Origin of the sequence: Bradyrhizobium sp. CB1015 (assembly GCF_025200925.1) — a bacterium.
Classification (GTDB): Bacteria; Pseudomonadota; Alphaproteobacteria; order Rhizobiales; family Xanthobacteraceae; genus Bradyrhizobium.
In genome coordinates this window covers 1,057,465-1,078,450 of the sequence record NZ_CP104174.1, presented here as the reverse complement: position 1 = coordinate 1,078,450, position 20,986 = coordinate 1,057,465, and the positions used below count along the sequence as shown (strand labels likewise).

The 20,986-nt window shown below is 63.6% G+C and carries 18 protein-coding genes; 11 read left to right on the top strand and 7 right to left on the bottom strand.

Features of this window, described 5'->3' with window-relative positions; genetic code table 11:
- The 4 genes from N2604_RS04950 to N2604_RS04935 all read right to left on the bottom strand — a co-directional run bounded on the left by N2604_RS04950 (position 1) and on the right by N2604_RS04935 (position 3,050).
- Positions 1–708, bottom strand: coding sequence for a RibD family protein (locus N2604_RS04950; protein ID WP_260374071.1), 708 nt, complete (start codon positions 706–708; stop codon positions 1–3).
- Between the two features lie 19 nt (positions 709–727).
- Positions 728–1,390 carry an FABP family protein gene (locus N2604_RS04945; RefSeq protein WP_260374070.1) on the bottom strand — a complete coding sequence of 221 codons (663 nt, stop codon included), beginning with the start codon at positions 1,388–1,390 and terminating at the stop codon, positions 728–730.
- Between the two features lie 192 nt (positions 1,391–1,582).
- Positions 1,583–1,831 carry a hypothetical protein gene (locus N2604_RS04940; RefSeq protein ID WP_260374069.1) on the bottom strand — a complete coding sequence of 83 codons (249 nt, stop codon included), beginning with the start codon at positions 1,829–1,831 and terminating at the stop codon, positions 1,583–1,585.
- Between the two features lie 100 nt (positions 1,832–1,931).
- Complete coding sequence (locus N2604_RS04935; RefSeq protein WP_260374068.1) at positions 1,932–3,050, bottom strand: LacI family DNA-binding transcriptional regulator; 1,119 nt, start codon at positions 3,048–3,050, stop codon at positions 1,932–1,934.
- Between the two features lie 202 nt (positions 3,051–3,252).
- On the opposite strand from N2604_RS04935, the gene N2604_RS04930 reads away from it, so the two are divergent.
- The 5 genes from N2604_RS04930 (at position 3,253) to N2604_RS04910 (ending at position 10,108) form a co-directional block, all read left to right on the top strand.
- Positions 3,253–4,542 (top strand): ABC transporter substrate-binding protein, encoded by a 1,290-nt coding sequence (locus N2604_RS04930; protein WP_260374067.1) that lies wholly within the window; start codon positions 3,253–3,255, stop codon positions 4,540–4,542.
- Between the two features lie 110 nt (positions 4,543–4,652).
- Positions 4,653–5,618, top strand: a complete 966-nt coding sequence (locus N2604_RS04925; protein WP_260374066.1) for a carbohydrate ABC transporter permease — start codon at positions 4,653–4,655, stop codon at positions 5,616–5,618.
- Between the two features lie 9 nt (positions 5,619–5,627).
- Positions 5,628–6,683, top strand: a complete 1,056-nt coding sequence (locus tag N2604_RS04920; protein ID WP_260374065.1) for a carbohydrate ABC transporter permease — start codon at positions 5,628–5,630, stop codon at positions 6,681–6,683.
- Positions 6,684–6,701: 18 nt separating this feature from the next.
- Positions 6,702–7,781: an ABC transporter ATP-binding protein gene (locus N2604_RS04915; protein ID WP_260374064.1), complete on the top strand. Its 1,080-nt coding sequence runs from the start codon at positions 6,702–6,704 to the stop codon at positions 7,779–7,781.
- 20 nt (positions 7,782–7,801) lie between these two features.
- The gene (locus N2604_RS04910; protein ID WP_260374063.1) at positions 7,802–10,108 is read left to right on the top strand and encodes a glycoside hydrolase family 31 protein; all 2,307 of its coding nucleotides are present in this window, start codon (positions 7,802–7,804) and stop codon (positions 10,106–10,108) included.
- Between the two features lie 10 nt (positions 10,109–10,118).
- On the opposite strand, the gene N2604_RS04905 is transcribed toward N2604_RS04910, so the two are convergent.
- From N2604_RS04905 to N2604_RS04895, 3 genes are all read right to left on the bottom strand, one after another.
- Positions 10,119–12,686, bottom strand: coding sequence for an EAL domain-containing protein (locus N2604_RS04905; protein WP_260374062.1), 2,568 nt, complete (start codon positions 12,684–12,686; stop codon positions 10,119–10,121).
- Positions 12,687–13,041: 355 nt separating this feature from the next.
- Positions 13,042–13,821 carry a DUF2182 domain-containing protein gene (locus tag N2604_RS04900; RefSeq protein ID WP_260374061.1) on the bottom strand — a complete coding sequence of 260 codons (780 nt, stop codon included), beginning with the start codon at positions 13,819–13,821 and terminating at the stop codon, positions 13,042–13,044.
- Positions 13,822–13,881: 60 nt separating this feature from the next.
- Positions 13,882–14,514: a DUF1326 domain-containing protein gene (locus tag N2604_RS04895; RefSeq protein ID WP_260374060.1), complete on the bottom strand. Its 633-nt coding sequence runs from the start codon at positions 14,512–14,514 to the stop codon at positions 13,882–13,884.
- A gap of 419 nt (positions 14,515–14,933) precedes the next feature.
- Between N2604_RS04895 and N2604_RS04890 the strand changes: the two genes are divergently transcribed.
- The 6 genes from N2604_RS04890 (at position 14,934) to N2604_RS04865 (ending at position 20,819) form a co-directional block, all read left to right on the top strand.
- Positions 14,934–15,404: an aminoacyl-tRNA deacylase gene (locus N2604_RS04890; RefSeq protein WP_260374059.1), complete on the top strand. Its 471-nt coding sequence runs from the start codon at positions 14,934–14,936 to the stop codon at positions 15,402–15,404.
- A gap of 628 nt (positions 15,405–16,032) precedes the next feature.
- Positions 16,033–17,160, top strand: a complete 1,128-nt coding sequence (locus N2604_RS04885; RefSeq protein WP_260374058.1) for a TRAP transporter substrate-binding protein — start codon at positions 16,033–16,035, stop codon at positions 17,158–17,160.
- Positions 17,161–17,271: 111 nt separating this feature from the next.
- Positions 17,272–17,874 carry a TRAP transporter small permease subunit gene (locus N2604_RS04880; RefSeq protein WP_260374057.1) on the top strand — a complete coding sequence of 201 codons (603 nt, stop codon included), beginning with the start codon at positions 17,272–17,274 and terminating at the stop codon, positions 17,872–17,874.
- Entirely contained in the window at positions 17,871–19,220 is a 1,350-nt protein-coding gene (locus N2604_RS04875) for a TRAP transporter large permease subunit (RefSeq protein WP_260374056.1), read from the top strand. The genes N2604_RS04880 and N2604_RS04875 overlap by 4 nt, the downstream gene beginning before the upstream one ends.
- A 31-nt stretch (positions 19,221–19,251) precedes the next feature.
- Positions 19,252–20,652: an amidase gene (locus tag N2604_RS04870; RefSeq protein ID WP_260374055.1), complete on the top strand. Its 1,401-nt coding sequence runs from the start codon at positions 19,252–19,254 to the stop codon at positions 20,650–20,652.
- On the top strand, positions 20,649–20,819 hold the full coding sequence (locus tag N2604_RS04865) for a hypothetical protein (protein WP_260374054.1): 171 nt from the start codon (positions 20,649–20,651) through the stop codon (positions 20,817–20,819). Before N2604_RS04870 ends, N2604_RS04865 begins: the two co-directional genes overlap by 4 nt.
- Positions 20,820–20,986: the final 167 nt, after the last annotated feature.

Below are 20,986 nucleotides of genomic sequence, written 5' to 3'. Positions count from 1 at the left end.
TTACCGGCTCGCGGCTTGCGGATCGTTCTGGATCAGATAGCGCAGCAGCAGGACGCCGCCGCCGAGCTCGCGCGTGCTCTCCAGCGTCATCGCGGTGAGCGGCGCGCGCCGGTCGCTGTCCGCCTCGGTCGAATCGAACACGAAGGGGGCGCCTTTTGCGCCGTCGATCGCGGGGCTGAGGATCAGATTGAATTCGTCGATGAGACCGGCGCGCAGGAACGCGCCGTTGGCGACGCCGCCGCCCTCGACCAGCAGACGCTTCACGCCGAGCTGGCGCGCGAGAATGTCCAGCGTCAGTGCAAGATCGATCTCGGATTTGCCGGCAAAGATGTAGGACACGCCCTCACTGCGCAGGCCGGCGAGATGCGAATCCGGGACTTTCTCGGTCAGCACGACGACGATCGGATCACCGCCGATCTCCGCGCGCCCCCAGCCGATCTTGCCCTCTGCATCGAGCACGACGCCATAGGTCTTCGCATCGCGTCGGGCGAACCAGTTCTCGCGTGGGAATTTCGCGTCCGTCGCGGGATAGGGCTTGCCCTTGGCGAACTCCGACCCGGTGACGCGGCCGATGACCCAGGCATCACCGCCGAGCTCGTCATGGATCTTCTCGAACCAGTCCGTGCCTGCGCCTTTCGGACGCCAGCGGCTGGGATGTGTGCGCCCGTCCAGGCTGGAGTGCATCAGGCAGATGACGTACGGTTTCATGCAATCCTCCGGGCAGCGCTCAGGCCGCCGAACCATCGCCTGCGGCACGACCGTTCACGATCGCCGCCAGCGGATTGAGCTTGGGCGGCGCTACAAGCTGGAGCGTGTTGGTGTCGCGGTGATTGAACGGCGCGCCGCGCACGAACAACTCGGTCTGGATCAGATAGGTCCAGCTGCCATCGTCGTTGAAGGTGATGTCGCAGCGATATGCGTCGGTGCGGAACGCCTGCTCCAGAAAATCGGTCGAGCAGATCCCGTAGGCAGTGTCGCCGCGCTTGGCGGTGACCGAGATCGCCCTGTCATCCGACGCGGCCTTGCCCGAGGCCAGCAGCACCTGCCCGCGCGGGATCGCCAGGGTCTGCATGATCAGCCCGGTCGCCGGCTCCCACAGCCAGTAGCCGACCTGGTCGTGGAAGGTGATGTCTTCCTCGGGCGTGTTGATGTGGATGTGATAGCGCAGTCCGTACAGCAGCTGCGGCCCGTTGGCCTGCGGATCGATCGGGTCCATGCGAATGCGCTCGATGAAGGTCCGCCGCTCCGGCCCTTCCGCCTTCGGATTGATGTCGATGCCCTTGTCCGCCTGCCAGGTGCCGGCAAGACGCCGAAGCGGGCCGAGATTGGCCAGTCCGTCGGGCGAGACGTTCTCGGGTTCGGTGAAGATATCGGCGGGAATGGGGAGCATGGAGGCCTCGCGGGGTTGCAGAGACCAGCAATAGCACGGGCAGGCGGCGGCCTGAATTCAACTGTTACCGGCAAAGCGCCGGAGGCATTCGAGCCATGCGATGATGCGCATTGCATCCCGCGCCCGCCTCTGGCGCTGCAGCCAGCCGGTTTCACCAAGTCGTTGAGTTGCCGCCGCGCCCGCGAACCGTCGTCAAGCCGCTTCGGACATCGATCTCGCACGCTGCTCGAGCACGCCGATGGTCGCGACCAGATTGTCGCGCCGGGCGCGAAGGTTGAGCGCGAGCAGCGGATAGGTCGGCTGAGTCGGGTCGAACACCCCGGCGCGAGCCTCTTCCTCGAGAATGTCGGTGTTAATCAGCCGGACGCGCCACCATAAATCGGCGATCAACGCGTCGAGCCGGAGTTCATCAGCAGCACCAGAACGGGACACTTCCTGCATCACTTGCCTCAACCTGAAACGACCTCTCCGCCGAGGCCATGGCTTGGGTCATGACTGAGCAAGTGGAGTGCCAGGACGGGCGAGCGCGCGCGGTTGCGCGTCAGCCGAACTTGTAGGGCAGCAGCCGTTCGCCAAGCGGTTCGCCCCGCCAGATCAACTGCAGGCCCGCGACGATTTCCGCCCCATAGAAGGCGTAGGGAATTTCGATCGACTTTAACCACGGGGCGACCCACTGGTTGAGAGGGGTGCCGTCGATGCTGACCAGTTCGCAGTCCTCGGGGATTTTCAGGCTGCATTCAAGCGCGCGCCGGTTCAGGCCATAGGCGATTTGGTCGCTCACGCAGAGAATGGCGTCGGGCGTGTCGCTGCCGACGAAAATTCTCGAGCCGGCATCGTAGCCAATTTGGAGATGCGATCGTCCTTCACCAGCGGCCTGGATAATGGCTTCGTCGGCCCAGCCCCGCTCCCGCAGCCTCGCCAGAAAGCCCGACACGCGGTCCCGCGATGCGGTCGAGCCGAGCCGCGGAAATACGACGGCCGGGGCTTGCCGTCCGCGGTCGATGAAATAGTCAGCCACGGTCGCGCCTGCTGCGCGATCATCGATGCCGACGAAGGAGCCGCTTCCGCCCGGATTGCGGCGGTTCACGAACACAGCCGGGGTGCCCGACGCCGAGAGCTCGCTCAACCCCGGGCTGGGCACCGCCGCCACGAGGACATAGCCGCACACCATCTGGGCCCGCATCGCGTCGAGGTATTCGTCCTGAAGTTCGGGGCGGTCGTGGGTGTCGCACAGGACCATCACGTAGCCGGCCTCGCGCAATGCCGCCTCGGTGGAGCTCGCGATGGTCGCCATCGCCGGATTGTCGAGATTGGCCGCGATCATCGCTACAAGCTGGCTTTGGCCGCGCTTGAGGGCGCGCCCCACGGGATTTGGGCGATAGCCGACCGCCTCCACCGCCTCGAGCACCCGCGCCACCGTGGCAGGAGAGGCGCGGCGCATCTCGCCATTGACGATCCGCGATACGGTCGAAACCGACACGCCGGCCCGGGCCGCGACTGTGGCGAGAGAGACGTCCTCCAGTATCGGCCTCCAGGGCGTCTGATCCGATGGCATGCCGTGGTGATCCGCGCGTTTGTGGTCGTGTCTGCTCTGAGACCAAAAAACCACGATTTGGACCAGATTGACAGATTGGCAAACGTTTGCCAATGTCCATTTCATGCCTGCGTGCCGCTGTCGCGCCGTTCAGCCGTGGCGTGCGCGCGCCAATCAAGACTGCGCCGAAGTTGCGAAAATCGGCATCCGACCGGGGTTGGGTGCCGATGTGGAAGGAAACGTCTGCGCTGGGTCCGTCGGAAAGCGGACCCGTTGCGCCTATTTCGCGCAAACCCGCTGGGTCTGCGCGTGCGGAGGAGACACGATCATGCGTACCGTGACGTCCCTTATCATCTCTCTTGCGCTGTCCCTCTCGTCCGCCGCCTTCAGCGGACCAGCCGCGGCCGAGACGACCACGCTTCGAATGGCCTGGTACTCGGACGGAAACGAAGGCGAGGTGATGGCCGACCTGCTCCGGCGCTTCCACGAGCAGAACAAGGACATCGACGTCGTCCTCGATCAGGTGCCCTACAAGGCGATCAACGAGAATCTGCCGGTGCAGCTCGCCTCCGGCCAGGGCCCCGACATGGCGCGTGTCGTCGATATGGGCGGCCTGTCGCGCTACGCACTTGATCTGCGCCCCCTGCTGAAGGATCCCTCCTATTGGGAGAGGAACTTCGGCCCGTTCCTCGAATGGATGCGGCCGTCGGGAGCGCCGCAGGCCATCCCGGGCTTCATGACCCAACTCACCGTCACCGGTCCTTTCGTCAACAAGACCCTGTTCGAGCAGGCCGGCGTCGCGATGCCGGGCGAGAAGTCGACCTGGGAGGATTGGGCCAAGGCGGCGAAGGAAGTTGCGAGCAAGGTCCAGGCGCCATTCCCGCTCGCGCTCGACCGCTCGGGCCACCGCTTCTACGCGCTGGCGGTGTCGCAAGGCACGCAGGTCTTCGGCGCGAACGGCGAACCTGATGTCGTGGACGAGGGCTTCAAGCGCGCGGCGCAACTCGTCTACGACTGGCACAAGTCCGGCGTCATGTCGAAGGAGCTCTGGGGTTCGGTCTCCGGCACGGCCTATCGCGGCGCCAATGACGAATTCAAGAACGCGCAGGTCGTCATGTACCTGTCAGGATCGTGGCAGATCGCTCAGTTCGCCAAGACCGTCGACAACGCTTTCGACTGGATCGCGGTCCCCAATCCCTGCGGGACAGGCGGGTGCAGCAGCATGCCTGGCGGCGCCGGTCTCGTTGCTTTCAAGACGACGCAGCATCCCAAGGAAGTCGCGCGAGTGATGGAATATCTTGCAAGCGAACCGGTGCTGGCGGAGTTCTACTCGCGCTCGCTGTTCGTGCCCGGCCACCTCGGTCTCGCCAAGAAGGGCATCGACTATCCGACCGCCAGCCCCGAAGCCGCCGCCGCACTGAAGGTCTTCACCGCCAGCGCTGCCGCGCTTTCGCCGATCGCCTACCGCACCCAGGGCTACGGCAACAGCCGGATCATCTTCAACGCCGTCATCAGCCGGCTCGGGCAGGCGGTCTCCGGCGAGACGACGCTCGAAGACGCCTACAAGCGCATCACCGCCGACGTGGCGCAACAGATCGCCGAGCGCAACAAGAAGTGAGGGCAGCGCGTCCACGGGATCAACGGCTCACAGCGATGTCGGATACTTCGTCTGTTTCCCGACCGGAGCGCGCCAGAGGCATCGGAACGCTCGCGGAGCTCCGAGGCATCATGGCTTTGCCGGTCGAGCTCGGGATGCGTCTGCTCGACCCGCCGATGCGCTGGGTGCAGCGCATGATCGGCGCGCGGCGCATGGCCTACGTCTTTCTGCTGCCCAACTTCGTATTCTTCGGTCTGTTCGTGTTCCTGCCGATCGGCATCAACATCGTGTTCTCGGTGACCGGCGGCACGGCTCTGTTTCCCTCGCAGCGCCCCTATGTCGGCGGCGACCAGTTCGCCTATCTGTTCGACTGCGGCTCCTATCTGGATCCCGCGACCTGCCGCGAAGATCATTTCTGGCGCGCCGTTGCCAACACCTCGAAGTTCGTCGTGCTTCAGGTGACGGCGATGGTGCTGCTTTCGCTTGTCACCGCGCTGGTCCTCAACATGAAGATCCGTGGCCGCGGCTTCTTCCGGGCGGTTTATTTCTTCCCCGTCCTGCTGTCGCCCGTGGTCGTCGCGCTGATCTGGAAATGGATCCTGCAGCGCGACGGACTTCTCAACGCCGCCATCACGACGCTGGGCGGTCAGAAGATCATCTTCTTCGTCGATCCGAGCTGGGCGATGTTCTGGGCAGTGTTCGTATCCGTGTGGGCGCACATGGGCTTCTATACCCTGATCCTGCTCGCCGGCCTTCAGGCGATCCCGGCTGATCTCTACGAGGCGGCGGAAATGGACGCGACGCCGCGCTGGCGCGTGCTGACGCACATCACGCTGCCGCTGTTGTGGCCAAACATGATCGTCGTGATCGTGCTCGCGCTCATCAAGGGCGCACAGACCTTCGACGAGGTGTTCGTGCTGACCGGCGGCGGTCCCGGCACGGCGACGCTGATGGTCGTCCAGTACATCTACGAGACCGGATTTTCTAGTCAGGTGCAGAATTTCGGCCTCGCCGCCGCTGCATCGGTCGTGCTCGGCGTCGTGCTTTTCGTCCTGACGCTCCTGCAATTCGCCGCCGCGCGGCGCAAAGAGATTTGAGAGGGCAGCATGCGCCTTACCAGCTTGCTTGGTCAGCGACGCAACGGGCCCGGGCGGCCGCTGCACTGGACCGACATTGCCGCCTACGCCTACCTCGCGCTCGGCGTCGTCCTGATGTTCGGCCCGGTCCTGTGGCTGGTGCTGTCATCGTTCAAGACGCAGAGCGCGCTTCTGGAATTTCCGCCGTCGCTGCTGCCATTCGCGCAGGTCGAGGTAACGGTGCCCAGTCAGCCACAGAAGCTGCCGCTGTTCCGCACGACGCTTCCCGACGGCTCGGTGCGCGAACTGGCGCAGGTTCGACGCATCGGCCTTGTCGCCCAGATGGTCGATCCGGCCGATCCCGCGAAGCAGTTTCGCGTCGCGATCGACAAGCGCGAACCGGTGCGCCGCGTCGCATTCGCGACCGAGAACTACAGCGAGCCGCTGCAGCGCTTCGCCTTCCTGCGATTCCTCTTCAATTCGGTCTTCGTGACGGTGGTTGCCACGGTGATCACCCTGCTCATCAACTCCATGGCCGCCTATGCGCTTGCCGTCTATGCGTTCCCCGGCAAGCAGACCGCCACTCTGGCGGTTATCGGGACCCTCATGATCCCGATGACCATCATCCTCGTGCCGGTCTACCTGGTGGTGACCGAGCTTGGTCTCGCCAACTCGCTTTGGGCGGTGATTCTGCCGGGGGCCGCGACACCGACAGGCGTGTTCCTGCTTCGACAATACATGCTGACCTTGCCGAAGGATCTGATCGAGGCCGCGCGCATGGACAAGGCGTCCGAGTGGCAGATCTATTGGCGTATCGTGATGCCGTTGACACTGCCGGCGCTGGCGGTTCTGGCGATTTTCTCGATGATGTGGCGTTGGAACGAGTTCCTGTGGCCGCTCGCTGTGCTGACCAAGACCGAGGTCTACACACTGCAGATCGCGCTCAATGCGTTTCAGGGCGAGCTCCAGACCCAGTGGCACTACCTGCTTGCGATGACGGTCGTGACGCTCGCACCTGTCGCTCTCGTCTTCGTGTTCCTCCAGCGTTTCATCACCACGGGCATCGGCTCGACCGGAATGAAATGAACAATCGGGCTGTTCACCATGGCTGAGCTGAAACTCACGGGCGCGCGCAAGTCCTTCGGCAGCATCGACGTGCTGCACGGCATCGATCTCGCGGTCAGGGATGGCGAATTCGTCGTCTTCGTCGGCCCTTCGGGCTGCGGAAAGTCGACGCTGCTGCGCCTCATCGCCGGCCTCGAAAACGTCAGCAGCGGCGAGATCCATATCGACGGCGAACGCGTCACCCATTTGCCCGCCTCCGAGCGGGGGCTCGCCATGGTGTTCCAGTCCTATGCGCTCTATCCGCATATGAGCGTCCGCAAGAACATGGGCTTTGCGCTCGAGAACATGGGGCTGAAGCCGGCGGAGATCGAGGCTCGGGTCGCCCGCGCCGCGGCGATGCTGCGCCTCACGGACTACCTCGACCGCAAGCCAAAGGCGCTCTCCGGCGGCCAGCGCCAGCGCGTCGCCATCGGTCGGGCCATCGTGCGCGATCCGAAGATCTTTCTGTTCGACGAGCCGCTGTCGAACCTCGACGCAGAACTCCGCGTCGCGACGCGCAAGGAGCTCGCTAGTCTCCATGCCGGTATCGGCGGCACGATGATCTATGTAACCCACGACCAGGTCGAAGCCATGACGCTTGCGGATCGGATCGTGGTGCTCAACGCCGGTCGGATCGAGCAGGTCGGCACGCCACTCGAACTCTACAATCGTCCCGCGAATGCCTTCGTCGCCGGCTTCATCGGCTCTCCCCGCATGAACTTCCTGCCCGCATTGGTGATCTCGGACGACGGCACGCTCCGTCTCACTATTGGCGAAGTTGACGTCGCGTTGTCCCGCCCGGCTTCCGGCCTCGCCGCCGGAGCGAGCGTGACGCTCGGCATCCGCCCCGAACATATCGACATCGTGCCGGGCCCGGGCATGCTCGCGGCAAAGATCGATCTCCTCGAACAGCTCGGCGGCGAGACCTTCGTCTATGCCACTGCTCCCGGGCTGCCGCAGATCACACTGCGCCAGGATGGCCAGTCGCACTTCCACCGCGGCGATGCGGTTGCGATCCGCTTCGCCCCCGATCACCTGCACATCTTCGACGCGACCGGCGCGGCTCTCGCCCGGCCCTGATCGAACCGGAGCCCGATCTCATGAAAGCCCTGACCCACGGCCGCTTCCGTGGCCTCGACGGCAACGCCGCGCACTTTGACCTCGCCACTGGACCGGCGGCAGCCCCGCTCGCCAGCTTGCGCATCGCGGTTCTCGAGAGCGACATCGGCCGCGTCACCATGCGCCGGCCGGAGGGCTATCGCCTCGATCGCGGCTGGGCGATCGCCCCGAACCGGGCCGAGCCGCCGTACGAGGGCCGGCCGCGCGACGACATCTCCGGCTTTGCCAATCCGGCCGCGACATTGTCGGAGGCCGGTGGCATCGTTACGCTCACCGCCGCGGGTCTCAGCGCGCAAGTGCGGCTCGATCCGTTCGCTATAGCCTGGTTCCGCGACGGCGAGGACCAGCCATTCCTGCGCGATCGCCCGACCCAGGCTTATTTCCTGTCGCGCAAGACCGGTGCGTTGCTGCACGCGACCGAACGGCACGAAGACGAACGTCATTACGGCCTCGGAGACAAAGCCGGTCCGCTCGATCGTACCGGCCGGCGCTTTGCGATCGACGCTGTGGATCCCTGCGGCTTTGACGCCGAACTGTCCGATCCGCTCTACAAGATGCTGCCGTTCTTCATCGCCGACGGAGCCCGCGGCGCGCACGGCATGTTCTACGACAATCTCGCGCTCGGCTCGGTTGACCTCGGTTGCACCATCGACAACTACCACGGCCTGTTCCGCTTCTATCGTGCCGAGGATGGCGACCTCGACTATTACGTGCTCGCCGGCCCGAGGGTGCCCGATGTCACACGCCGGTTTTCCTGGCTGACCGGCGGACAGGCTTTCGCACCGCGATGGACGCTCGGCTTCGCGATGACGACCATGACCATCGCCGACGCGCCGGACGCGGACGCGCGCATCACCGCCTTCATCGAGGACTGCAGGCGCCACCGCATTCGTTGCGACAGCTTTCACTTCGGCTCGGGCTACACCTCGATCGGCAGCCGTCGATACGTTTTCAATTGGAACCGCGACAAATTCCCCGATCCCGCGGCGACGATGGCGCGTCTCAAGGCCGCCGGCATGCACCCGGTCACCAACATCAAGCCTTGCCTGCTCGACGATCACCCCCGGCTCGAAGAAGCCAGGGCGCGCGGCATCCTGGTTGAGGACGGCGAGACCGGCGAGCCGGCTGTCGCGCAATTCTGGGACGGCCTCGGCTTCCATGTCGACTTTACCGATCCGGAAGGCCGGCAATGGTGGGCGAACGGCATCCGCGACGCGCTACTCGCCTTCGGCGTGACGGCAGTTTGGAACGACAACAACGAATACGAGATCTGGGACGAGGATGCGGTCTGCGACGGCGACGGCCGGCCCTTTCCACAGGCGCTGGCCAGACCCGCGCAGGCGCTCTTGATGCACAAGCTCGCTTACGAGACCCAGGCCGCGCACGCACCGGACAAGCGGCCCTATACGATCACGCGCGCCGGCGGCGCCGGCATCGCGCGCTACGGCCAGACCTGGAGCGGCGACAACGAAACCGCCTGGAAGACGCTGCGCTATAACCTGACCCAGGGCCTGAATATGAGCCTGTCGGGGCTCTATAATATCGGGCACGACGTCGGCGGCTTCCATGGCGATTCGCCGGGCCCTGAACTGTTTTGCCGCTTTGTCGAGTTCTGCGCGCTGTGGCCGCGCATGGTGATGAATTCCTGGAAGGCGAGCGGCATCGTCAACACCCCGTGGATGCATCCCGACGTGCTCCCGGAAATTCGATCCGCCATGGACCTTCGCCACAGCCTCATCCCCTATCTCTATACGCAGATGTGGCGTGCGGCGCTGGAGGACGTGCCGCCGGTCCGGCCGCTGTTGTGGGATTTCGGCTCCGATCCGATTGCGGCGACCGTCGAGGACGCGTTCATGCTTGGCCCCGATCTCCTCGTCGCTCCGGTACTCGATCAGGGCGCGACGACGCGCGAGGTCTATCTGCCCGCCCATCCCGGCGGTTGGTACGACTGGCATGACGGAGCTTCGTTCGAGGGCGGCTGCACCATCACCGTCGCAGCGCCTCTCGGTCGGCTCCCCGTCTTTGCCCGCGCCGGCGCGATCGTTCCGATCGCGGACGAAAACGGGCTGACCGCGATTGCGTTCGGGGCGCCCGAACGCGGTGGCTCAGGCCTCCTCTATGTCGACGATGGCGAGACGGCGAATTGGCGCAAGACAGGCACGACAATCGAATTCCGCTTGCGCCGCGATGATCTCGGCTTCGTTCTCGATGTCAGCGGAGGAGAGTTACCCATCCGCGTCCGCGGCGTCGGCGTGCCGAATCTGCGCCTTGCCGGCACGTCCGACTGAGGCATTCAGCTCATGCCGCACGCCGTTTCCGGCGCGCCGTGAGGGCTTGCCAGGAGAGGTTTGCAAGCGGCACGGGCTTGCTGAAATGAAATCCCTGGCCGAGCGGGATGCCGAGTGATTGGAGCCGTTTGACTTGTTCGGAGGACTCGACACCCTCGGCGACGATCGACAGCTTGAGCGTCTTTGCGAGCTGCACGATGGATTTCAGCACGGCGACGGTCTCGCAGCGATCGATCCGGTCGATGAAGGATTTGTCGATCTTGACCTTGTCGAAAGGAAAGGCCGTCAAATAGGACAAAGACGAGTATCCGACGCCGAAATCGTCGAGGGCAATGGAGACGCCGAGCGACTTGAGGCGCTGCAGGGTCCTGAGGTTCTCCTCGGTGTCGGCGAGAAACACGCTCTCGGTGATCTCGAGCTCGAGCCGGGTTTGCGGAAGCCCGCTCTGCGCCAACGCAAACGTCACGGTGTCGACGAGATTGGCGCTGGCAAATTGCAGGGCGGAGAGATTGACAGCGACCTTGACGTCGGCCGGCATGCTCATCGCATCGCGGCAGGCTCTGGCGAGCACCTGATTGCCGAGCTCGACGATCAATCCCCCCGCCTCCGCAACCGCAATGAACTCCGCCGGAGGGATGTAGCCCTTGGTGCCGTGATGCCACCGCGCTAGGGCCTCGACCGATTTTACCCGGCCGGTGCCAAGCTCGATCACAGGCTGATAGAACAGCTCTATCTCCTCCCGCCAGATCGCTTCGCGCAGCTCGATCTCGAGCACGTTGCGCTGATCCGCTTCCGCCTTGAGCTCCGCTGAATAGACGTGGAAGCAGCTGCGGCCGGCATTCTTCGACCTGTAGAGCGCAAGATCGGCGTTGCGAAGGATCTCGTCGACCCGCGTGCCGTGCTCGGGCACGAGCGCAAGGCCAATGCTGCAGCCGATCACGACGGGATGGCCGTCGATGTGATAGGGCTCGGCAATGGCCTGGACCAGCCGCGCGGCCAGGCTTGCAGCGCCGTCGCGCATCGCCGCCCGGCCGGGTGCCACGATCACGGCAAACTCGTCGCCGCCGATTCGCGCCGCCGTATCGGCATCGCGAATCTGCGCCTTGATCCGGTCGGCGACCTGCTTCAGCAACGCGTCGCCGCATTGGTGGCCGAGCGCATCATTGACCGACTTGAACTTGTCGAGATCGAGCAGGAGTACGGCGAACGCGGGCTCCAGCCGGCGCGAGCGGGCCAGCGCCTCGTCGATACGCTCCTTGAACAGGTTGCGATTGGCAAGGCCGGTCAGGCTGTCGTAATGCGCGAGCCGCTCGATGCGGTCCGCCGACGCCTTGCGCTCGGTGATGTCCTCATGCGTGGCAACCCAGCCGCCGTCCTCGCGCCGGCCGTAGGAGATGTAGACGACCCGTCCATCCGGAAACTGCACGGTGTTCGAGATCTGCTCCGCCTGAGCGAGCCGGTTCTTCAAGTCGACGAGGTACGCCTCGACGTCGAGCACGGCGGTCTGCTTCGCGAACACCTCCCGGAAGTCCATGCCGATCCGAATGTCTTCCGGCACGAGGTCATAGAGTTCGAGCCATTGCCGGTTGAACGCGATCAGGCGGTCCCGGCCGTCGAACATGCTCAAGCCCTGGGGAAGGTTCCTGAGCGCATCCTCGAACTTGCTGGCGAAATCGCGCCGCTCGCGGTGGGCGCGATCCAGCGCCTGCTGCCGTCGCCAATGGAATGTCGTCGCGGCGAGGATGATGAACGTAAGCAGCAGCGCGCCGCCGAGATAGACCTTCTGCCTGAAGGCGGAGCGGGAATAAATCTCCTGCTCGGAAATGCCGACGGTGAAGATGAGCGGAAACGCGCGCGACCTGCGCGCCGTGATCAGCCGGTCGCTGCGGTTCGGTCGGTTCTCGTTCCAATATTGCGCATAGAAGCCGTCGCCCAGTTCGCCTTCGACGCGGCTCGGCGCGCTTTGTCCCAGCACGGAGCCCAGGTCCACGCCCCGGGCGGCGAGCACGACGTGGTTCGCATTCCTCAGCATCAGCGTTCCTCCGACGCCGAGCTTTGCGGTGTCGTAGAACCTGCCGACGACGTCGACGCTGATCGAGCCGACAACCACGCCGACCGGATTCCCGGCGACGTCGAACAGCTTTCTCGCGAGCTGTATCGTCCACTTTTTGGACGCGCGGCCCAACACCGGCTTCGCCACGTAAAGGCGATCGTCGACCTGCGACATGGTATGAATGAAGTGCTCGCGATCACCGAGATAGAGCGGCGGACCGGAATAGCCCGCCGTCGTCTCGATCATGTATCCGTCCGATCCGATCAGGGCGAACTGGACCACGTCGCCGGTGGCGATGCGGGCCTTGTCGGACCAGAACTTCAGGCGGAACGTCAGCGGATCCTCGGCGTAGAGTGCCCGCACCACCAGCAACGACTGATCCACCCGCTCGAAGATGCGCTCGGTGTTCTCCTCGAACAATTCGGCGACGCTGTTGCCGTGCGACCGCGCTTGCTGGATCGCATCCATCCGCTCAGACGCGGTGATTGCGAAATAGCCGATCCAGACCAGGGGCAAAAAGAACAACGCGATCTGCAGCGGACCATTCCGCAGGATCGTCCTTGCGGCTTTGCGGACTGCCCCTGCGGGAATCACGACGCGCGCCCCCGCTTCGGCCGCCAGGGCAGAACTGCGCTCGCCCGCAATATTGGCATCGCCTTGTCTCCGCCTCGACTGCACAGGGACACCCGCGGCCGAAAGCGGCGCGCGGGTGCTGTTCACGGCGCAAAGGTAGCTGGAACAGCCTTAAGTTTCTATTTGGACAAAGCTCAATTCTTCAGCTCAAACCATCCGTATCATCACGGAGGTCGGCCGGTTTTGAGCAATCAGGCACATGGGCACCTCGAAAACGGCACATTTTTAACCGTCTTTGGACCGCTTTTCACATCGCGCGCGCAACAACGATCGTGCCGGACAGGATGAGGAGCGCGCCTGCCGCATAACTCAGTCGTTGGCCGAACGGCAGCAGTTTCTCGCCGGCGACATAGAGCGCGATGCCGATGATCCAGGCCAGGTTCATCACGCCGCCGACGAACAGCAATACCATCAGAAACCAGCAGCAGCCGACGCAGTAGCTGCCGTGGCGAAGTCCCATCCGGAATGCGCCGCGCGGGCCGGGCCGCCAGTGTCGGCTGAGAAACAACAACGGGCTCTCGCAGTAGCGCAGGCAGGCCTGCTTGAGCGGCGTGAACTGATAAATCCCGGCTGCAATCAGAACGCCGCCGCCCAGAAACGCGCTGGTGCTTGCCATCGCCATCGACAGCAACCCGAAGCGTTCGAACGCTGCTTGCGCCAGGACCGCAGCGAGACTGAACCCGGCCCAGGTCACGAGATAGCCGGCGAGAAAGATCCAGCTATCGATTGCGGCGCGGGAGGCAGCCTCCTGCTTGCGCTTGACGGTCGCATACAAGAGAACGGTGGGCACCGCGCTCGGTGCCATCATCGCGACCATCATCACCCACCACATCACGAACAGCAGCGCGCCATAGAATGGCGTCCACGGCATCGGCGCCATGTCCGGCATGTCGGCCATCATCTCGGTATCCATGCCGGCGCCCGCAGCGAGATAGGCCCAGGCGAGCACCACCACTGCGGCGGTCCCGATCGCGACGATCAGCCGGTCGCGGTGGAGCAAGCGTTCCAGTATCGAGCGCCCCTGCATCGACTTGTCCATAGCGACGAGGAGCTGACACCGAGGTTCTGTGTCGGTGTCAGCGCCGCATCATGCCGCAACGCCCTTGGGCGTCTGCACGACATTGGCGAGCGAGCTGTGCGTACCGCGGGTCTCGAACCGGATCGCGCCGGTCGAGCGGATGTTGGCGGATGCGACCTCGGCCGCCCGATGTTCGAACCCCTCGGGCATGACCACCTGGATGCGGTGCGGAGCACCGGTCACCGGATTCTTGATCGGCTCGACATCGGTCTCGAGCACGCCCCTGGCGACGAGTCTTGCGACGCGTCCGTCCTTGTCGAAGGAGAACTCGAACGGCGCAAACACCGGATCGTGGATCTTGGTGACGATCATGCTGACGATCTGGAAAAGCGTGCCTTCGGCCGAATGCTTGCCGGAGAAGATATCGAACAACGCCTGACGCTGCTCCGCCGTGGCACGTTCGTCGATGATGGGCTGGATCGTCCCGTTGCCCTCATGCAGCGGGCCAGGGAAATCGACCGTGATCGCAAAGCAGAGACCATCGAGCCTGGTCCCTTCGAAATGTCCCTTGGCGATCCGCATGGCGACCAATCCCTTGCAATAGCCTTGGGTCGGCCGTGCGTTGAAATCGCAGGGGCAGCCAAACGCGCAGCTGCAGTTCTTCATCCATTCGCCTTCGAGACGCCAGTCCGATGCAGCCATGGCACATCTCCCAATGTGAGCGGGGACGCGGCAGCCGTTGACGAATTTGTTCAGCGTTCTTGTCCAGGCAAAGCGAAAAGGCGCGAGCGGGATCGAGTTCCGATCAGAAGGCCGGCATCGCAGAGAAAGTATGGTGGCGAGCTGCCGTTTACCGTCCGAGGATCATATCAGCGGCCGCCGGCCACGTATACAGAACGAGGGTAGTGCCTCAGGGGCCAGCCACATCTCGGGGTATCCGACGCGAGGGACATGGCGCCTCATTCAAAACAACCGGTGTCCACTTCGCTGGAAAAACGCTCTGATTGCGGCCTCCGAGGGCAAGGTCTATGCTGGAGCCCGGCAAATCACGCGACCGCCCATCGTGCGGCGGGGGCAGCCTCACGCTGGATGGCTCGCACACCCATCCGAAAGGCGACGCCATGACCATTGCCCCCACATTGCACCGGTATCTCGCTGCCGAGAACATCGCGTATGCCGAGATTCCGCACGCTCTCACCATGTCATCCGCGCGCACGGCGCAGGCTTGTCACGTCTCGGGCGATCACCTCGCCAAGGCCGTCGTGCTGCGGCATGATGGCGGCTATATGCTCGCGGTCGTGCCGGCATCGCACCATCTCAACCTGCCGGACCTGAAGGAGAGGCTCGGCGAGGATCTCGCCATGGCCAACGAAAGCGAGATCAACCGGCTGTTCTCGGACTGCTCGCCCGGAGCCGTTCCGGCGGTCGGCCGGTGCTACGGTCTCGATCTCATTGTCGACGACAGCATCCAGGCCCTGCCTGAGGTCTACATCGAAGCTGGCGATCACGAGACCCTGCTTCAGCTCACCCATGCGCAGTTCGCGCGCCTGACGGCCAATGCACCGCATGGCCGCTTCAGCATGCACGACTGACGGCATGACAGCAGGATGATTCTCGGCACGCCCGTCGCGGCGACGCGTGCGGTTGCGCCCGGTTCGTTGTGGAGTCACATCGCGGGGGGATGGTCGGCATGATCAGCCTGGGTGATGCCGGGCAATCCGCCAACGCTGATCTGTTGACGCAATGCGTCAAGGGCGTGTCGGCCCATCATTGAGAGGCTACGCCGGCTCGATTCCGAAGCTTCGTCGGATCGCTCGAGCGCACAGTCACCGCGGTTCGGATTCACCGTACTCGGCGGCGAGTGTTCGCACTCGCGTCAATTCCCGTAGAGACAGTTGGGAAGCCACAGAACTCTTTCGGGTTCGTTGTTCTTCGTATCTGACGGGTCGGCCGCTCAATCCTGCAGCAACTCGTCGGGCGGGCTGGACGCCGCCCCAATGGCAGAACTCCGCCTGCATCTTTGCTGCGCCGCGACAGACGCGTGAATATCTGCCTGCTTAGAGCCCGATGGGATCGCCTAAGACTAAAATGCGACATCGGGCGGCTTGTCGGATGACGGCAATGCGTCCAAACTGTGATCAAAGTCGCTGGAATGCGGCACACCTCCAGCGGTTATCAACGAAACGCGTTCGAGCAACAACGCCGCTAGGGAGGACGTCCATGATTGCAAAGTCTGAAAAGACCAGATCGACGCGTCGCAAATTCCTGCTGGCGGCCGGCGCGACCGGCGCTGCGACCATCGCCATGCCGCAAGTCAGCCGGGCGCAGACGGTGACCATGAGGATGCAGGGCTCGTGGGGCAAGGCCGATGTCTTCAACGAGATGGCGGAAGATTATGTGAAGCGTGTCAACGACATGGCTGGGGCCCGGCTGCGCATAGACTATCTGGTCGGCGGCTCGGTCGTGCATCCGTTCCAGGTATTCGACGGCGTGCACGGCGGCCAGCTCGATGCGGCGCACACGGTGACCGTCTACTGGTACGGCAAGCACAAAGCGGCATCGCTGTTCGGAACAGGCCCCGTGTTCGGCTTCAACGCCAACGAAGGCCTCGGCTGGATTCACAACGGCGGCGGCAAGGAGCTGTTCGAGGAACTACAAACCAAAATCATGAACGTCAACATTAAGAGCTTCTTCGCCATGCCGATGCCGACCCAGCCGCTCGGCTGGTTCAAGAAGCCCATCACCAGCGACGCTGATCTTAAGGGCTTGAAGTATCGCACCGTGGGACTTGCCGCCGATCTCTTCCAGGCGATGGGTGCATCCGTCGCGCAGCTTCCCGGCGGCGAGATCGTGCCCGCGATGGAGCGCGGCGTGATCGATGGGTTCGAGTTCAACAATCCGACCTCGGACCGGCGCTTCGGCGCGCAGGATGTCGCCAAGAACTACATGATGGGCAGTCACCATCAGGCGACGGAATACTTCGAGATCATGTTCAACCGGACGAAGTTCAACGCTCTGCCGAAAGAACAGCAGGCGATCCTGCAATACGCCGCCGAGGCTGCTTCCTCCGCCAACGAGTGGAAAGGCATGGACTACTATTCCAAGGACCTGCAGGAGCTGATCAACAAGGACAAGGTCAACGTCCTGCGGACACCGAAGTCGGTGTTCGACGCGCAGATCAAGGCATGGGACGGTCTGATCGCCCAGCTCGGTTCTGATCCATTCATGAAGAAGGTGATGGACTCGCAGAAGGAATGGGTGCGCCGCGTGGTTTACTACAACATGTACAACGCGACGGACTACCGCGGCGCCTTCGAGCATCACTTCCCGGGCGTGCTCAAGGTCTGATGGCTTGGGGCATCGCTGACGCTGTATGATGACGGGCGGCGCAACTGAAGCGCCGCCCGTGAATTGGGAGGGGGACATCCGGATGTGCCGCTCGCGGCGAGTTCAGCTCGCATGACGAAATTTCTGTTCTTCATTGATGCGCTCAGCGCTTGGATCGGCAAGGCGTTCGCCTGGCTGATTCTTGTTCTTACCCTGGGTGTCAGCTACGAGGTGTTCGTGCGCTACGTGCTGCGTGCGCCGACCACCTGGGCTTTCGACATCAGCTACATCACCTATGGCGCGATGTTTCTGATGGCCGGCGCATATACCCTCTCACGCAACGGCCACGTGCGCGCCGATGTAGTCTACCGCCTCTGGTCGCCGCGCACCCAGGCGACGACGGACCTCGTTCTCTATATTCTGTTCTTCCTGCCGGCGATCATGGCGCTGATGTATTCGGGCTGGAATTACGCCCAGATGTCGGTGCGCTTCCGCGAAGTCAGCATCTTCAGTCCGGCTGGCGTGCCGGTGTTTCCGCTGAAAGCGCTGATCCCGCTCACCGGTTTCCTTCTGTTTCTGCAAGGGTTCGCTGAAATCATTCGCTGTGTGCTGTGCATCCGCACCGGCCGATGGCCGCAACGCCTGCACGACGTGGAAGAAACCGAGAGCCTCGTCATTCGCGAACATCAGCAGCAGGCGGTTGAGCCGCAGCGCGAGAAGGGACCAGGCGCATGACCGATCCTCAACTCGGCATGCTGATGTTGGGCCTTTTCATCTTCATCATCATGCTCGGCTTCCCGATAGCCTTCACGCTGATGGCGATGGGCATCTCGTTCGGCTATTATGCCTACTACACGCCCGGTCAGGACTTCTTCCAGAATCGCATCTTCACGCTGCTGGTGCAGAAGACGTTCGAGGTCACATCCAGCGACGTTCTGGTCGCCGTTCCGCTGTTCCTGTTCATGGGCTATTTGATCGAGCGCGCCAACATTCTCGACCGCCTGTTCTACTCGCTGCAGCTGTCGATGAAGAACGTGCCGGGCGCGCTTGCGGTGGCCACGCTGATCACCTGCGCGATGTTCGCGACCGCCACCGGTATTGTCGGCGCCGTTGTCACGCTGATGGGCCTGCTCGCATTGCCGGCGATGCTGCGAGCCGGCTACGACACCAAGCTGTCGGCAGGCGTGGTCTGCGCCGGTGGCTGCCTCGGCATTCTGATTCCACCGAGCATTCTCCTGATCGTCTATGCGGCCACCGCCGGCGTCTCGGCGGTCAAGCTTTATGCGGCCGCGTTCTTTCCGGGGTTCCTGCTGGCCGGATTCTACGTCCTCTATGCGATGACCCGCGCGATCATCAATCCCGCGCTCGCGCCGAAGCTGCCGCGCGAGCAGGCCGACGTGCCGATCTCCAAGGTCGTCTGGGCGCTTGCCACGTCATTCCTGCCGCTTGCGTTGCTGATCATTTCGGTGCTCGGCGCTATCCTGTTTGGCCTGGCGACGCCTTCGGAGGCGGCCGCAGTAGGGGCCCTCATGAGCATCGTTCTGGCGGCCGCCTACCGTTCGCTCAATTACGAAATGATACGCGAATCGGTGTATCTGACCGTGCGCGCCACAGCGATGGTCTGCTACCTGTTCATCGGATCCTGGACGTTTTCCGCGGTTTTCGCCGTCCTTGGCGGACAGGCGGTGGTCGAGCAGTTCTTCACCTCGCTGAACCTTTCGCCGGTCCTGTTCCTGCTGTTGACCCAGGTGATCATCTTTCTGCTCGGCTGGCCGCTGGAATGGACCGAGATCATCATCATCTTCGTGCCGATCTTCCTGCCGCTGCTTCCCCAGTACGGCATCGATCCGATCTTCTTCGGCATCCTGGTGGCGCTGAACACGCAAACGGCCTTCAATACGCCGCCCGTCGCGATGGCCGCCTTCTATCTGAAGGGCGTGGCACCGCCGCAGGTGAAGCTAACCGACATCTTCTCCGGCGCACTTCCCTTTGTCGGCCTGGTCTTCCTCACCATGGCACTGGTCTACGTCTTCCCGGGCATCGCATTGTGGTTACCCAACTATCTCTATGGATCGCGATGAGCGGGCCCGGTAAACCGCGGAAAGGATGCGCATGAGCCTCAACGCGCTCGGCCTCATGGAAGCGGCGGCCGGCATCCGCGACGGCCGGCTCAGCTCAATGGAGCTTGTCGGCGACTGCCTCAGGCGCATCGATGAGGTCGATCGCGATATCCATGCGTGGGCGTTCCTCGATCGCGACCACGCGATGCGGCAGGCCGAGGCCGCCGACGATCATCGCAAGCAAGGCAAGGCGACGGGGCCGCTGCACGGCGTCCCGATCGGCATCAAGGATATCTTCGACACCGGCGACATGCCGACGGAATTCGGATCAAGTCTTTGGGCCGGACGCACGCCGCGCCGCGATGCGGCGGCCGTGGCGCGTCTGCGCGCGGCAGGAGCGGTGATCCTCGGCAAGACGGTGACCACCGAGTACGCGTATTACAATCCAGGCAAGACCCGAAATCCGCACAACCGGGATCACACGCCCGGCGGATCGTCCTCGGGCTCCGCCGCGGCCGTTGCGGCGCTGATGGTGCCAGGCGCCATCGGCTCGCAGACCAACGGGTCGGTGATCCGTCCTGCCGCCTTCTGCGGCGTGGTCGGCTTCAAGCCCACGCACGGCCTCATTCCTCGCAGTGGCGCGCTCGAATTGTCGCGCACACTCGATCATGTCGGCGTGTTCGGGCGCAGCGTCGAGGACGTGGCGCTGCTGGCCGAGGTATTGGTCGGGTTCGATCAGGAGGATCTGGACACGCGGCCTGTTGCGCGTCCGCCATTCTCCGCCGTAGCGGCGAGCGAGCCGCCGTTGCCACCGCGCTTTGCCTTTGTGCGCTCTGCGGTCTGGGATCAGGCCGAGCCGGTGACGCGTGAAGCCTTTGCTGAGCTTGTCGAGGCTTTGGGCGAGGCTTCGAGCGAAGTCGAGCTTGGTCCAAGCTTCGATAAGGTCGTCGATATGCACCGCATCATCATGGAAGTTGATATGGCGCACAATCTGCGGCGTGACTACCAGCGAGGCGGCGACAAGCTCAGCACTCGGCTGCGGCAGGCGATCGAGCGCGGCCGCACACATCTTGCGGTGGATTATTGCAATGCCCTGGCCGGGATTACATCCCTCAACCGGGGTCTGGACCATATTTTCGACGAATACGACGCCGTCCTGACGCCCGCGGCGCCAGGCGAGGCGCCCGGAATTGAGACGACCGGCACCCCGATTTTCTGCACGACCTGGACCTATCTCGGTGTGCCCGCCATCAGCCTGCCATTGATGAGCTCCGAAACCGGCCTTCCCCTGGGCGTTCAGCTTGTCGGCCGTCGCGGCAACGATGCCCGCCTCTTACGAACGGCGCACTGGCTCGTCAATCATGTCAGGCACACTCGTCGTGGCGGTCGGCGCAAAGTCCCGAGCGCTGGGTCGCAATCGGGCCCCGGTACGGAGAAAAGGAAAATGCGATGACCAATCTGATCACCGGAATCATCGGCCTCGCGCTTGTGATGACATTTCTTGGAATCCTGGTGGTTTGGATCAAGGCCATCCCGCTCATCGTCATTGTTGTTGGCGTGATGATTCTGGCGGTGATCGATTTCGTGCATTCGCTACGGGCGAACGGCGTGCATCGCTGACTGATGATGCGCGCTTCGACGTGGCGCGCATGTCCCCCCGGGGTTTCCACTTGCCTCCGCAGCCGGTCCAATCGTCGGCGCGATCTCGAGCCGGCAGCAGGAGCCTGCACCGATATCGTTAGAATCGGTGGTTGCGAGTCTGGATTTGAACGTACAGAGCTCTATTG

Bases quoted from the DNA above. Each gene is read 5' to 3' on its own strand.
- N2604_RS04950 (WP_260374071.1), bottom strand. From the start codon at position 708: ATGAAACCGTACGTCATCTGCCTGATGCACTCCAGCCTGGACGGGCGC.
- N2604_RS04945 (WP_260374070.1), bottom strand. From the start codon at position 1,390: ATGCTCCCCATTCCCGCCGATATCTTCACCGAACCCGAGAACGTCTCG.
- N2604_RS04940 (WP_260374069.1), bottom strand. From the start codon at position 1,831: ATGCAGGAAGTGTCCCGTTCTGGTGCTGCTGATGAACTCCGGCTCGAC.
- N2604_RS04935 (WP_260374068.1), bottom strand. From the start codon at position 3,050: ATGAAATGGACATTGGCAAACGTTTGCCAATCTGTCAATCTGGTCCAA.
- N2604_RS04930 (WP_260374067.1), top strand. From the start codon at position 3,253: ATGCGTACCGTGACGTCCCTTATCATCTCTCTTGCGCTGTCCCTCTCG.
- N2604_RS04925 (WP_260374066.1), top strand. From the start codon at position 4,653: ATGGCTTTGCCGGTCGAGCTCGGGATGCGTCTGCTCGACCCGCCGATG.
- N2604_RS04920 (WP_260374065.1), top strand. From the start codon at position 5,628: ATGCGCCTTACCAGCTTGCTTGGTCAGCGACGCAACGGGCCCGGGCGG.
- N2604_RS04915 (WP_260374064.1), top strand. From the start codon at position 6,702: ATGGCTGAGCTGAAACTCACGGGCGCGCGCAAGTCCTTCGGCAGCATC.
- N2604_RS04910 (WP_260374063.1), top strand. From the start codon at position 7,802: ATGAAAGCCCTGACCCACGGCCGCTTCCGTGGCCTCGACGGCAACGCC.
- N2604_RS04900 (WP_260374061.1), bottom strand. From the start codon at position 13,821: ATGCAGGGGCGCTCGATACTGGAACGCTTGCTCCACCGCGACCGGCTG.
- N2604_RS04895 (WP_260374060.1), bottom strand. From the start codon at position 14,514: ATGGCTGCATCGGACTGGCGTCTCGAAGGCGAATGGATGAAGAACTGC.
- N2604_RS04890 (WP_260374059.1), top strand. From the start codon at position 14,934: ATGACCATTGCCCCCACATTGCACCGGTATCTCGCTGCCGAGAACATC.
- N2604_RS04885 (WP_260374058.1), top strand. From the start codon at position 16,033: ATGATTGCAAAGTCTGAAAAGACCAGATCGACGCGTCGCAAATTCCTG.
- N2604_RS04880 (WP_260374057.1), top strand. From the start codon at position 17,272: ATGACGAAATTTCTGTTCTTCATTGATGCGCTCAGCGCTTGGATCGGC.
- N2604_RS04875 (WP_260374056.1), top strand. From the start codon at position 17,871: ATGACCGATCCTCAACTCGGCATGCTGATGTTGGGCCTTTTCATCTTC.
- N2604_RS04870 (WP_260374055.1), top strand. From the start codon at position 19,252: ATGAGCCTCAACGCGCTCGGCCTCATGGAAGCGGCGGCCGGCATCCGC.
- N2604_RS04865 (WP_260374054.1), top strand. From the start codon at position 20,649: ATGACCAATCTGATCACCGGAATCATCGGCCTCGCGCTTGTGATGACA.